Here is a 15,350-nt window from a genome sequence, read left to right on the forward strand (position 1 = left end):
TTACTCCTGAATTATTTTTCTAATCTGCAACTCGGCATTTGTTACAACTTTAAATGTTACTCGGCGAGAGCGATTGGGATCTTCTTTACCAGATTTATCAAGAATAGGGTGTGCGGAAGAATATCCAACGGCAGCAAATTTACTTTTTACCCACTTCTGGTGTGCTGCGCTTTCTTTTAAACCATAGACATACTGCAGTACTGCTCGTGTTCGCCCTTGCGAGAGTTCCATGTTATTAAAATAGGCCATGTCAGAATTGGACGCTCCAGTCCAGTCAGTACTTGTATGTCCCTCAATACGTACTTCAGTAATATGTTCCTGGTAGTTATCAAGAACTTTAAGGTAGCGAGGGAAGAAATTATCAAGGATCTGTTTAAATTTTGGCTTAAGCTCTGTGCTACCTAAACCAAATAAGACATCGGGTGATTTAAAACGGACCTCAAGAGTTTGTTTGTCAATTTCAGCATCCCAAGCTGGCAAATCCTTTGTAAACTCAGTTTCTAGTGCATTATAGAGTTGAAGTTGAGCATTTTCATAGGCGACAGCCACTTCTTTAATTTTTTCTTTTTCAATACGCACATAGTGCATGTAGGCGATAGAAATAAACATAAATACCATCATCAGACCTGCCATTAAATCTGACATTGAAACCCAATGTTCATTATCTTGATCTTTTTTAGGGGCCTGCTTGCCAAGGATTTTATCCATTAGCAATTATCCTCGTTTTTGATTAGCAGAAATTAATGTTTGCAGTTGTCCCATGACAGCTTGATACTCTTTGAGTAGTCGCTCGTAGTTACCGACAAAACCTTTGCTGATTGAGAGCAGAGCATTCCCTAGTGATTGCATCTCACGATTCATTTCGCGCTCTGTTGCTTGCTCAAAAGCATGTAACTGCTCGTTAATTGAACTACCAAATTTCTCAATTGACTCTTTCACCTGAGATGTCAGTCCCGCGCTTGCTTTATCAAACGAAGATTGCATTGAACCAAACATGTTATCGGCATTGCTGGATAATTGTTGATTAAATTTCTCACCTGTCTTACTGAACATATCAATAACATTAGTAGTGTTTTGTTCCATATTTCGATGCAATTCTCTTGAGTGTGTTTCCAGAGATTTCAGGAACTCATCACCACTTTGTTTCATCTCCGTAATAGTGTCTCCTAGCGTGCTGGTAAGAGTTTCAGAGGAATTGCTGACATCATGGGCCATTGATGCAAAAGCTTGCTGTGTCTGAGTCACTGACTGTCTGAAACCTTCAGTGCCTTCATCAAGGGCAACTCGCATCGAATCAGCATTGATAAGTATCTGCTGACTGGTTTGTTCAAGAGACGCGCTGACATTCGCGGCACCTAATTTTAAGAGTTCACCCACTTCAGACATTTTTGTTTGAATTTCAGGTAAAACATCAGTTGCCTTATCGCGTATGGCGACAAAGGTTTCCAGATGACGGGAGAGTTCACCAATTTGGTGCTGATTCACTTGCAGCACGTCACGAAGCTCAGCCATCGCAAGAGGAATCTCTTTGCATTCTTCCCAGATCCCTGCGACAGCTTTTCTGGTTTCGACTAAAGATTCAACACTTTGTTGGTATTGCTCACCCATCTGCTCAACTTGGTTTTTATAGTTTTCCTGCCAGTCGACAAGTTTTTTTACAGAAGTATCAAGTGCTTTGAAATTCTCACCGAATTGTTCAGTTAAATTATTGTTGAAATCAATAATAACTTGCCTAAGGGCATCGATAATTTGTTCGGTTGCTCCTTTTGCCATCAGGTCTGCAAATTGCTGTAATTGTTCCCAGAGCTTATTACTGAAATTAGAATGGTTAGATATTTGTGCCCGGGAGGCATCACTGATTTCATTACGCAGTAGTTTTATTTGGGCAACAATGGAACCCTCTTCGCTACCACTCATGCCAGAGATTAACTTCACTAAATGTTTATTTTGTTCTTTTAATTCTTGATGGATATGCTCAGGAGTAACCGACGCTGGAGTATTCGCCTCCAATAGGCGACGTTTATTGGCAAAAAAGAAAGCATCTAATCCATTAAAGAAAATTGCGAAAAACATTCCAACAATACTGGTAATGAATGCTGTCTTAAGACCTCCTAATAATACAGGGATGCTGGTATCAATGCTTTCAGTATTAAAATTAAGCAATCCAATAATGATACCGATAAAAGTACCCAGTATGCCTAATGCTCCCATTAATGTTGGAGCGTACTCTCGGAATTTGTTATGAATATTTTTATGATCACACCACCAAGCAGCACAAAATACAAAGATAACAGCCCAAATAAAAATGTTTGTGACGAGTGTGGAATCAATTGATTGAAACAAATGTTCAAAAAGCTGAGCTAACATTGTTATTCCTGTAATAATCACAGTTAGTAATGCTGGTGTAAAAATTGTATGTACACCTTGTAAAATATGTGGCCTTTAAACCAGTGAATCTTCGTTGATTGTATCAACTTTCGCCAAGATATACATGATTTCTATCATATTTTGTTGGTCTCAGGCGTTGAGCTTTCCTGCAATCATAGTAATCTGTTACTAATTGTATCAATCGAAGGCAGGTTGCTTGTGAAAACTCCAGTTAACCCACTTTTGCGATGGCTCAATGCGTTTTTTAGCAGTCGTTCATTACCCGGAGCTGATGGGAGGGCGCTGTATGCTTACCGTTGTCATGATGCAGAGTATGAAAGTTTGGCTGCTCTTCTTCGTGCCCATGTTCCACGTAACTACCCCAAAACCATATTCATTTCTTACAGTGATGTTTTGTTCAGCATATACGCCGCTGAGTTTATCCGCCGTAACCATACTGCAGGACATCCAAGATGGGACGTTATTTTAGAATCGATTGGCTGGAAGGTACCTTACGCACATCGGCAAAAGCTGGTAAATGATGGGATTCGTTACTGGAAAAGAAAGGTGAGAAGTCTGGGTCAAGCATCGGGTTATCTGCATACTCTGGCTTGCGAAGGCGGTTTGCCCATCCGGATGATTGAAAATGAAAGTGGCTATTTAATAACCTATTTCAAACGAGTTTATCAGGCACTACGTGGGCAATCGTCAAGGCGTCCTGCGGAAATAATCGCACAAGAACTGGGCGACACTATTCCTGCGACAATGCAAAATGAACTCGTCTATGAAATAGCTGGTGAATTTTGCGAGACACTTCATACGTTACTCAATGAGCATCCCACTCATGGTCAGGACCCCGTTTCCTCACTACGCAAACAATATCCTGACTGGCATCTTCAACTTCCGTTGGTACTCCCGGAAGAGAATGCCTCAGAGATTGTAAGACGATTAATTTCTCAATCTTCAGAGCCCCGTATATCAAGCAATGTGCTGGTTGAAAGGATATGGGTTGATGTTGATGACAGTTGGTATTGCGATGCCCGGTTTCGATTTCCGGCCACAATGCGTACTGAACAGTTAATATCCCTGTTTGAAAGCAATATTCAGCCGGAACAGACACGACTCATCATTTCTGCAAAATGGAGAAATGGTGGGGCCCGGTTGGCAATGCTAAGCCGTTATGAACAGCAAGATTGGCGAGTAGAGTTATTACCCTTCGCTATGCAAAAACTCTCTGGGGCAGATGCGATGACCGAAATATCGTTGTCGCTCCATGAAGGGCCGATTCTGCTAGGTCACGTAATTCCCAAAGGGGGTTATGAGCTTACCGAAGATTTACCATGGGTTTTTGAAGCGATGAATGAGAGCGAGTCACAGTTAAAACTTGTCGGCATGGGCTCTGTTAGTTCCAGGCAAAACTCTCTTTTTATTTCGCTACCGACAAATAGTCATTTGGATATTAGTGGAGAAGGTGAGTTTGATATCCCGAGGTTGCTGAAAAATAGTGAACGTAGCTTAACTAAAATAAGCGGAGTATTCAGTGTTGTTTTACATGATGGCGCAGTTTGTACGATTCGCACGCAGCAACTTTATGATTCTGCGATTGAGTATTATATAAAACCGACAGAGATCGATCTGGTAAAATCTGATTATCCTGTCCATCGTGCTTGGCCAAAGATCGGCTGGAAAAAGGATATGCAGCATGGCATTGTCCCAGAGAACGAACTTTTTTGGCGATCCATTCGTTCAGGTAACAACTCCTGGTTTTCTGTCGCATCAGTAATGCCGAAAGGGCAGATAGAAGTCAGGCGAATAGTCAATGGTGAGGTTTTATTTAGCGGTAAAGTTGTGATTTTGCCAGCAGATTTCGATATTCAAATTATTCCCGAGACTGCTCAGCAAGGAGTTATTGTACTCTCTGGTATAACGGATGCAAGGGTTGATAAATATTCAAACAATGAAAAAGTAACACTTAAATCAGATTATTTGCAAAACGAGTGTGTTATTGATTGTAATTCATCACAGATGCTAGAGAGCACCATCAATTTACGAGTATCCTGGAAAGATGGTTCTAATCTTAAATTGTTATTACCTAAGCCCGTTAGCGGTGGACGGTTTGTAAGTAATGATGGTTCTGTTCATTTTGACGGTGTTGCATCTATAGCACATTTGCATGGCGTGGACGCTGAGCTGTTAACAATATCTTGTGCCGGGAAAGGATATCTTAATATCGAGTTGTTGGATGAAAACCCGATGTCTGAAAAATTTCATTATTTACATGCGGATATTCCATTGTTATCTGGCCGTAATGAAAAATTGCAACAGATTTCACTTTATGAGAATTATAATCTGCTGAACGCCATGCTTGTATGTGCATGGAAAAATGATAGTACATTACGTGTTGATTTTTACTCTGACAGATTTGGTAAGGACAAAACAACACTCAATATTAAACGCTACGATGGCCGTTTTATTGAGGGTGATGAAAGATTGCTGGTTGATATAAAAGATTCTATTGTTTTTCCTTACCATAAAATAGACGACATGGTTGTTGAAGCCATTTCTCTTAATACTCCTGACTTATGCGCAGTCCTGCTGAAAAAAGATGAGTCTGGTTATGATTTCTCGACGTTGAATAATCAAGGTGGCCCATGGTTAATTGTGGGTAAAATTGATGGTGCAATTCGTATTGCACCAGTGATTAAATGGATGCTACCTACATTACAGACAGATGATTTATTTCTAAATGCTATATGCAACGCATCGCCAGAACAACGCAAGGAATATTGTAATGCGCTGTTTTTGGAAATGAAAAATAATCCTTTGCAAAACTCTTGTTATTTGTTGGTTGAGTACATTAAAAAATATAAGTTGAATAATAGCTTGCCTTTGCTGGAACTGGATTTATTTAGAGAAATTTCGAGTAATTATTGCGTGGTTGTTCAGTTGTTAATATCATCATGTCTTTCTGGGGATAGTGATGCTATTTATGATATACAGGAGGAATTACCCTTCTCATGGGGATGGATTCCTGTTTCAATATGGAAAGATGTCTTTGAACAGTGTTGGTATTCTCTGGAAAAACAGATTAATGATAAGGCATTTGCATTAAATATACTACAGCCATTTATTGCATTTATAAATCATCAAGCGCATATCGATCGTCGATTAGTTCCCATCGCTAATATGTTGCTTACACATAGTGAGATATTACCTGCAGGTTGCACTGTATTGCCATCTGTAAGCCGCGAGCAGTTTAATGATGCCAAACAGATGTTATTAAGAAACCCAGATAGTTTTGGACGTGTCAGCATTTTTTCTAAAGAGCTTTGGGATAGTGCTATTACTCCAGACCTTAAATCTGTTTTTAATAAATTTTGGATCGAAAACACATATCACACTCGTTTTGAAAAACGTTTTAATTTGATGTTAGTCGCGGCGCTGCTTTCCCAAAGAAACAATAAACTTATGCATCAGCTAACTGCACTTTTTGAATTTCACTATCAGCAAGCCCCGCAGCAATTGGGGGTTATCTATCAGTATTATTTTGAACAAGCAGGAGTATGTCATTGATGAACGTTCAGCAACTGCATTATGCGCCACTTCTAAATCAGCTTCATCAGCGTGCGGTGAGGTCGGTGGTAAGTCAGCTGGCATTGCGGAGCAAGTCGTTGAGTCAATATCTGGAATCTCAATATTTCCAGCCTCCAGGTCTGGGGGGGTCACTGCTTGCAGATCCGGTATTCGAAAGTACGTTTGGCTGGATGCCCGCGGATGAAACAATGGAGGATTTGCGTGACAAACTGATCTCCAGCCCGCTGGTTGATGCTTTGAGCAATGCGCCAGTGCCGTTTCGTCATCAGCTAACTGCGTGGCGAACGATTCTTGAAGACAAGCAGTCCCTATTAGTGAGCAGTGGTACAGGGTCAGGAAAAACAGAATGTTTTATGGTGCCGGTGCTGGAAGATCTTATTCGTCAGCAAAATTTGACCCGGCAGTCACTAACAGGGACGCAGGCTATTTTCTTGTATCCGTTGAATGCGCTAATAAATAGTCAGCAAGAGCGGCTTCGCGAGTGGACTCGCGGGTTTAAAGGGAAGATACGCTTTGCGCTATATAATGGCGAAACCCGGCATACCAAATATGAAGTTCAGGAAGACCAGCTCAAAGTACCTGAACAGGCATTGAGTCGGGAAGCCATTTATGAAGCCCCACCGTCCATCATGGTGACGAATACCACGATGCTGGAATATATGCTGATTCGTCGCAAAGATGCCCCTGTCATTGAAAAGTCCCAGGGAATGCTGAAGTATATCGTCCTTGATGAGGCTCACAGTTATATTGGCTCTCAGGCAGCTGAATTAGCGATGCTTTTACGTCGCGTCATGCAGGCCTTCAATGTTGGACCTGGTACAGATAAACCTGTGCAAATCATTGCTACCTCGGCCACTATTGGTGAAGATTCTCCTGAAGGTAATAAAGAACTTGCTAAATTTGTTGCCGATCTCGCGGGGGTCACAGAACGTGATGTAAAAGTAGTTCGCGGCTATCGACAAATACCGCCGATATCGGAGTCTCTTATTCGTCATGAATATCCCACATCTTTAGCATCTCTTAACTCACTAAGTTCTCAGGAACTTTACCAACAGCTGTGCCATTACCGTGTGGCCCAGCAATTGCGTCAGGCGTTAACTCGCCCCGGACGCCTGGCGGTACGTTTGAGTGAATTGCTCAATGTTGCCAGAAGAACCTGGCCAGACATTAATCACCGTGAGCTGCTGCAGCTTCTCGATCTGATGGCGAAATCGCGAGAGGGTGAATCTAAATTTTCACTAGCTTTTACGCCATTACGTATGCATGGGTTTATCCGAACACTCGCGGGCCTATGGGCATGTTCAAATAAACAATGCGCACATAAAGCGAGTGAATTAGGTGAGAGTGACTGGCCATTTGGTCAGGTATGGTTTGAACAACGCCAATATTGTGACTGTGGTGCGCCTGTATTTGAAATCTTACGTTGCTCCGGGTGTGGTTCAGCTTATTTGTCTGCCAAGGAGGAAGTGCGCGGTGATGGAACGAGCTGGTTGGTGGCGCAACCTGCTGCTGCCGAAGAGGATGAGTTTGCTCTTGATCTCGATGTTTATTCTGAAGATGAAGATAACAACGAATTAGAAAATAACTCCCAATTTGATCGTCTTATAGCGAGCGATGGTGAAAAATATATCATTTCACTGGAGGAAGCGACGGCGGGTAAAATCGACCGCGAGGCGCAAAAGCACTATGAGATAAATCTGCTAAGACCTGAATCTCGAGGTGAGGGACGCAATAATTCCTTTGCTTGTGTTTGTTGTGGTGACACCCAACGGAAAAATAATCCTTTGTTCCGTCCGCTTCGACTCGGTGCACCCTTTTTTTTAAATGAAATTATTCCTACTCTGCTTGAATTTTCGCCTTTACCGCAAACAAGAGAAGAGCAGTTAGGACCGTTTAATGGTCGACGTTTGCTCACCTTTACGGATTCACGTCAGGGAACCGCCCGTATCTCTGCCCGATTACAGCAGGACGCAGATAAAGCTACGTTACGAACCCTTTGTTATCAGGAACTGGCAAATATTAATGAGCCATCAGTAAAGCTCAGTCCGGCACATTGTGCATTGTTAGAGAGTTTTATTACCCAGTTTTCTATCCCTCCGTTAAAAAATTCCATCGACGCACTGAGAAAAGCGATGGTTTCGAATGAGAAGCTTAGCCCAGCAGACGTTCAGGCGCTTAGAATTATCGAGCCGATGGTTAGTTCCTTAAGTCAGGAACATGCTGAAGCAATGCAAATACTCCTCGTCAATTCAGGCAATCAGCAGAAGAAAACCATGTCGTGGCAAACTCTGTCTGAACAACTTGTTGGCAGTGTGGATCTTGCGGACAGAATGAGAGGCAGTTTTAAAGACTTGTCTGGACTTGAGCTTACTAAACAACAGTTTGCTGATTTTTGTTTATACAGTGAGTTTGGTCGCCGCCCTAAAAATGCCTGGACCCTCGAAAGTCTGGGGCTGGTGGCCATTCACTATCCATTTATTGATAAAGTCACAACCTGCCCGCAGGACTGGAAGACATTATTACCCGACCCCGATAAGCAATTACCGGAATGGCGTAATTTATTGAAGATTACCCTTGATTTCTTTATACGTGAAAACAGTGCCGTTTTTTACGAAAACGAGGAGTACCCTCGCTGGATGGGAGCACGTTTCCCGGTAAAAATGCTGCAGGGGCCAGATAAAAAATACAAAGGGCAGAAACGTGATCAACTTTGGCCACAAATACGCGATCGTCATTATAACCGGGTCATTAAGCTATTAATTGCTGTCTTTCCGGCAATACAGCCTGAGCAGGCTCACTGGAAAGCGCTGGTTAATTACTTAATGAATGAGGTCTGGGAAGCTATTCGACCATGCCTGCGTCAGTTTGAATCGGGTTATCAATTGGACATTAAACAACAAGCTGAATTTTACAGTCCAAAGCAAGTCTGGCGTTGCCCCTATACTCGCCGTGCGTTAGATGTCACTTTATTGGGTTATTCTCCGTATTTACCAGGTAGCAAAGAGATAGCACCTGAAAAAGCTGTATTGATTGAAATGCCTGAGCTTCCTGCGCGTCACTGGCGTTTATCTGGTGGTGGAGAAATGGCGCGAGAAGAGCGCCTGCACTGGCTGGAATGTAATGAACGCATTCAACATGCTCGGGAGGAGGGGGTATGGTCTACTCGCAGTGATCGATTGGCCCTGAAAGATAGCTGGTATCGTCTGGAGGAACACTCAGCGCAGCGAACACCAGAGAAGAACCAGTTTAATGAAAAACAATTTAAAGCAGGGAAAGTCAATGTGTTGAACTGTTCCACGACCATGGAAATGGGCGTGGATATTGGTGGTATGAGTTTGGTCGCGATGAATAACGTTCCTCCGGCTCCGGCGAATTATTTGCAGCGTGCTGGCCGTGCTGGCCGTCGCGGTGAAAGCGCATCTGCCGCCATTACGTTATGTAAAAACACCGCGCATGGAATGGAGGTATTCAAAGACCCTCTCTGGGCGTTCAACACCGTTGCGAGTGCCCCACGGGTTCGTTTTGGTAGCAGTAGTATTGTTCAGCGGCATGTTAACGCATTGGTTTTAGGTGCGTTTTTACGGGCTGAAGTTCCTGATGCGACAAAACTGAGTTGTAAATGGTTCTTTGAAGGTGATGAGAGCCAGTGTCTTCGTTTTCTCCATTGGTTAAATCATCAGGCCGATCAGCTGGCGGATAAACTTAAACGCCTTACCCAGGGAACTGTACTGATGTCATTGACGCCGCCACAGCTCTTGACTCGTACGCAAACGATGATGCAGCTGGTTGATACTCGTTGGAGAAGCCAACTTGCCATACTGTTGGAAAACATCGAAGCGTTGAAAACAGATAACAGCGCGTGGGAAGAAACGCCAGCAGGCAAAGCAATCACTTATCAGCTTCGTGATTATCGCGGTGCTTATCTGTTTTCTAAACTCATCAGTGAAGCGTTCCTGCCGGGTCATGGTTTCCCGGTTGGCGTGGTCAATTTCAATTATCTGACCGCGGATGAACTGGAAAGACGTCGCGCAATAAAAGCCACTCAGGCTGACCCTAATGAAGGGGGAGAAAACTTTTCTCGCCGCATTGAAAAACTGCCCAGCCGTGACCTGCCCACAGCATTACGTGAATATGCTCCTGGTGCTGATGTGGTATTGGGCGGAAAAGTATATCGTTCCTCGGGTATTATGCTTGGTAAAGTACTTGCCAGCGGGCAGGAGCTGTCTGGCGATCATCATATTCCGTGGTTCTGGCATTGCCGTAAATGCGGCGCGGGAGCGACCAGCGCCACCCGGCCTGTCGAATGTTGCCACTGCAAGGCAGATATACAGCAGCTTGATGTGAAGCGGTATTTACAGCCTGTCGGTTTCGCGACAGACATTCGTTATCAGGCACATAATGATGTATCCATGCCTGCGCAACTTCCCTGGAAAGATCCTCGTGTTCTTGTACCTTCTTCGGTATGGGTCTCCTTACCCGATGCTGGACTCGGACGTTACCGTTTTAGTCATAGCGGGGAATTGTTCCACTTTAGTGAGGGTGAATTTGGTCATGGCTACGCAATTTGTCTTTCCTGTGGCCGGGCAGAATCTCAAACCCAGCCCCAGCGTACTCCGGAGAATCTAAAGAACCCGGAGAAGGAAAATACACACTACCTGTTGAGAGGCGGTAGTAATGATCGGCAGGGGAACAATAAATTGTGCCACGGTCATGTTCATAAAGATCTGTGGTTGGGATATAGCAGCCGTACAGATATGGTTGAGCTGCAACTCAGTGATGATAGTGGCTTACTGATCAGGGATGATGTTGCCGCGCGTTCCCTTGCGGTTGCTTTGCGTGAAGGATTAGCGCATAAATTGGGTATCGAAAATACTGAGCTGGGCGTGACGACACAGCAAGCGCGCGATATCGATGGCTTCACTGGATATTCTATCTTTATTTACGATAATAATGCTGGTGGTGCGGGTTATGCAGTGCAATTGATCGATAATTGGTCGGATGTCTTTAATTACGCCAGAAAATTGCTCGATTGCAGCTGTGATAAATTCTGCCACCACTGCTTGCTCAGCTACGACAGTCAGCATTATGTCGGCAAATTAGATCGTCACCAGGCATTAACTCTGCTCACTAATCTTCGTCTACAGCGGCTTAATCTCGCGCCAGAATATCAGTACTTCGGAGAAAGTAGTCGGGTTGAAACCAACCCACTCAGTTTGCGTATTGCGCAATGCCTGAACAGCGAGGTTTATGATTCTTGCTCGTTGGTTCTTGCTGGGTCGCAGGAACAGTGGAGTTTTGCGCAATGGCCATTATTTAAAGAGTTACTCCAGTTTGCTTCCTCTGGGGGCAATGTTAAGTTGCTGATTGCCACGCAGCTGGAAAACTTAGCTGATAGCACCAGACATCAGCTTTCCGCGCTAGCGGCGATACCGGGTGAATGCTTGCAAGTGAAATCTATAGATACTGCGCAACTTGTGCAAGGGAATGGGCACTTACTGGCACAGGTCACTCGTGAGGGGCAAACCCAACAGTGGGCCGCTGCCGACAGTGCCACCGTTTCGCCCGGTGAATTATGGGGACAAAGCTCGGCATCGCCGGTAGTGACGATTAAAGGGGCGTCCAGAAAAACATTCTCGGGTCAGACTTTGAGTGCAGAAGACTTACTGCCAGCATTGCCCGCCGGGGCGGTACGCATCAATCTCAGCCAACAACTTGACGGTCAGGTGGAAGGTTTTGGTTCGCGTTTCTGGGCACTGATAGCTCAGCAGCATGCTGGCTGGAAGAAGGTTTTTACTAATGGACGCGAAATTACTCACGTCCATTATAGTGATCGTTATCTCAATAGCCCATTTACTGTACGTTTGTTAGGTGAAATTTTGACGGAATTGGTTGAACAGGGGCTGGCAGAACGTGCCGAACTCACTGTTTCAGTTAAAAAGTTAGAGTACAGTTCTCGCCAACACGATTCACTCTATAACGCATGGCTTGATGAGCAGGATCGCCAGCAAGTTATGACCACGTTGCTGGAAGAGGGCTACCTTGGGCCAGCCTGGTCAGGGAAAATCTCATGGTTAGCAGGAGATAATCAGAACACCGATCACGGACGTGAACTGACCGTGACCTTCAGCGATGGCAGTGAACATTATGTGTTGCTCGATATGGGACTGAGTTACTGGCGTTGTACAGGTGACACATTCTTCGATTTTTCAGGACGAATACCGAATCAGGTCGAGCGCCTGGCAACATGCCGGGCATTGGTTATAGCCCCGGATAATGGATTGAAGAGTTATATCATCGCAGGCTAAACGAATTCTCCCCCACCGACTCAGTGTGGGGGAGTTGACCCAGCTCACTTTTTAACTATCGTTGTTTGAAATTTATGCGTGATTTCTGCGCATTACATTCCATTTTATCCCCTTGACGCTGCCCTTCATGTTATCTTTAAGGCCCTCTTTTTTATCGCAGTGTGCCGCACCACATCGCTCGGGATAGTGTTACCGCCACTGCCTCATACAGACAGAAAAACCGATGAATAAGCAAAATTATGCACCTGGGATGCGGGTGGTTATTCGTGATGCAGAGTGGCGCATTCGCCGGGCGGATGACAGCGGAGATGGTGGTCACCTGCTGACCTGTGATGGAATTTCGGAGCTGGTACGCGGTAAAGAAGGGCTATTTCTGACAAAGCTGGAGCAAAAAGTCGAGATTCTTGATCCAGCAAAAACAAATCTGGTGGAAGATGAGTCAGCCAATTACCAGGCGGCTCAATTGTACATAGAGAGCCAGCTACGCCAACGCGTCCCGACTGACAGCAAAGTCCATTTTGGACATCAGGCTGCGATGGATTCCATGCCCTTTCAGCTCGACCCCACGCGCATGGCACTGGCGCAGCCGCGCCAGCGGATATTAATTGCTGATGCGGTAGGGCTGGGTAAAACGCTGGAAGCCGGTATCCTGGTTTCAGAGCTGATTCGCCGCGGACGTGGCAAACGCATTCTGGTGCTGGCGGTTAAATCCATGCTCACGCAATTCCAGAAAGAGTTCTGGAGCCGTTTTGCTATTCCGTTGACGCGGCTTGATTCCGCTGGTTTACAAAAGGTGCGTAACCGTATCCCAACCAACCACAACCCGTTTCACTATTTCGATAAGACCATTATCTCCATCGATACTCTGAAACAGGACATCGAATATCGCCACCACCTGGAAAATGCCTGGTGGGATATTATTGTTATCGATGAAGCGCATAACGTCGCTGAACGTGGGACCAGCTCCTTGCGCAGCAAACTGGCAAAATTGCTTGCCGGACGCAGCGATACGCTGATTATGCTCTCGGCCACGCCGCATGACGGTAAGGCTGAAAGTTTTGCCAGCCTGATGAATATGCTCGACCCGACGGCCATTGCTAATCCGAAAGAGTATGAATACGCCGATTTTGCCGATAAAAATCTGGTTGTGCGTCGCTTCAAAAAAGACGTGAAAGATCAGATGGCTGGCGAGTTTCCGGAACGTAATATCGTCAAACTAACGCACCCGGCAACCGGGGCCGAAGAAGAAGCTTATCGTCGGCTGGTTGAGAGCCAGTTCCGTGACGACGATGATGAAGACTCGCAATCAAACAAAGGCCGCCTGTTCAAAATTACGCTCGAAAAAGCGTTGTTCTCAAGTCCAATGGCATGTGCCAGCGTGGTGGCTAACCGCCTGAAGCGGCTTGAGAACCGCAAAGAAATAAACAGTCAGAGCCAGATTAACGAATTAGAGTCACTGCTGCTGGCGCTCAATAATATTGATGCCAGTCAGTTCAGCAAGTATCAGTTGTTGCTGGAGACCATCCGTAACGATCTCCGCTGGAAAGCGAATAACACAGAAGATCGTTTGGTGATCTTTACCGAGAGTATCAAAACGCTCGAGTTCCTTGGGCAGCAACTGCGTTCCGATCTCAAGCTGAAAGACGATCAAATTGCCACGTTGCGAGGCGATCAGGGCGATACAGTTCTGATGGAAACCGTCGAAGCGTTTGGCAAAACCCAGTCTCCGCTACGCCTGCTCATCTGCTCGGATGTGGCGTCTGAAGGTATCAACCTGCATCACCTCAGCCATAAAATGATTCACTTCGATATTCCGTGGTCGCTGATGGTATTCCAGCAGCGTAACGGACGTATTGACCGCTACGGACAAAAACACCAGCCACAGATCCGTTACTTGCTGACTGAAGCCAGTGAACCGCAGATCAACGGTGATATGCGTGTGTTGGAAGTGCTGATCAATAAAGACGAACAGGCGCAGAAGAATATCGGTGACAGCTCCGAATTTACTGGCAAATTTACGCAGGAAGAGGAAGAAGAGCAGGTTGCTGAATTCATGATGCAGGACGATGGTGCCAGCCTGTTCGATGATCTGTTGAATAGCAATGTCACTGAAAATACTGGAAACGACCTGTTTGGCGAAATCTGCAGCGCAGTGTCCAACGATGCCTCAGCCGTGACCGAAAGCGACATTAGCCTGTTTGATAATGAGCAGGCATACTGCGAAAAAGCGCTGGGCTATCTGAAGGCCAGCGGTCAGACCGTGCAATACGATACCTTACCTGATAACACCTTATCGCTGGTCGCACCGGAGGAGTTACGCCGTCGCTTTAACCAGTTACCGCCGGAAATTGCGCCGGAAAACTGGCAGCTTTATCTAAGCCAGGACAAAACCGTTATCACGGAAGCCATTTCGCGTGCGCGTGGTGAGCAACATGCCTGGCCCGATGTGCAGTATCTCTGGCAAATTAACCCGGTCGTGCAGTGGTTAGACGACAAAATTCAGTCCGCCTTTGGTCGCCACCAGGCTCCGGTGATGCGCCTGCCGCACCTGTTTGAGCCTGATGAAGATCACTTCATCCTTTCCGGGCTGTTCCCGAACCGTAAGTCGCACCCGATGGTGAATCCGTGGCTGGTGGTGAGCTTTAACCACGAAACGTTAAGCGGTAGCCTGCCTTTTGCTGAGTTTCTGAAACGACATCCGCAATTGAGAAGCAAATTGACTAACAGTGGTGGTAAAGATCGTAACCACCAACGCCAGCAGGTTCTGCTGGAAGCGGCAATCGCCCATGCGCGGGATGTGTTTGTTCACGATCGAAATGCTTTTGAGGAGCATATCAATCAGCAACTCAGTGAACATCTGCAAAAGCTGGACGTTCTGCGTGGGCGTCAGCTGAGCCAACTGGAACTGGATTTTGCCGATAATAAACAGCAGCTTTCAGTGAAAAAGAGCCGCAAAGAACAACGTCAGCGCGAAATCGAACACAATTTTGACAGCTATATCCAATGGATTGAGGACACCATGACCACCGAAAAAGAGCCCTACATTCAGGTTATTGCTGTAATCACCGGAGCGGAGGGCTAATT

General features: G+C 45.4%; 5 protein-coding genes. 3 read left to right on the top strand and 2 right to left on the bottom strand.

What is annotated here, in order from left to right:
- Both zorB2 and zorA2 read right to left on the bottom strand, forming a co-directional pair.
- Complete coding sequence (zorB2, locus tag HB664_RS05820; protein ID WP_023343022.1) at nucleotides 1-708, bottom strand: type II Zorya anti-phage system protein ZorB2; 708 nt, start codon at nucleotides 706-708, stop codon at nucleotides 1-3.
- 6 nt (nucleotides 709-714) lie between these two features.
- Nucleotides 715-2,367, bottom strand: a complete 1,653-nt coding sequence (zorA2, locus tag HB664_RS05825) for a type II Zorya anti-phage system protein ZorA2 (RefSeq protein WP_219940469.1) — start codon at nucleotides 2,365-2,367, stop codon at nucleotides 715-717.
- A 213-nt stretch (nucleotides 2,368-2,580) separates the two neighbouring features.
- Here zorA2 and HB664_RS05830 point away from each other — a divergent pair, with 213 nt between their 5' ends.
- From HB664_RS05830 to HB664_RS05840, 3 genes are all read left to right on the top strand, one after another.
- On the top strand, nucleotides 2,581-5,940 hold the full coding sequence (locus HB664_RS05830) for an STY4851/ECs_5259 family protein (RefSeq protein WP_219940470.1): 3,360 nt from the start codon (nucleotides 2,581-2,583) through the stop codon (nucleotides 5,938-5,940).
- Complete coding sequence (locus HB664_RS05835) at nucleotides 5,940-12,266, top strand: DEAD/DEAH box helicase (protein WP_219940471.1); 6,327 nt, start codon at nucleotides 5,940-5,942, stop codon at nucleotides 12,264-12,266. The genes HB664_RS05830 and HB664_RS05835 overlap by 1 nt, the downstream gene beginning before the upstream one ends.
- A 223-nt stretch (nucleotides 12,267-12,489) precedes the next feature.
- A complete protein-coding gene (locus HB664_RS05840; RefSeq protein ID WP_032948436.1) occupies nucleotides 12,490-15,348 on the top strand; it encodes a DEAD/DEAH box helicase in 2,859 nt (952 codons plus the stop codon).
- Nucleotides 15,349-15,350 lie beyond the last annotated feature (2 nt).

This window comes from Enterobacter sp. DNB-S2, from assembly GCF_019443845.1.
GTDB classification, from domain to species: Bacteria; Pseudomonadota; Gammaproteobacteria; order Enterobacterales; family Enterobacteriaceae; genus Enterobacter; species Enterobacter asburiae_B.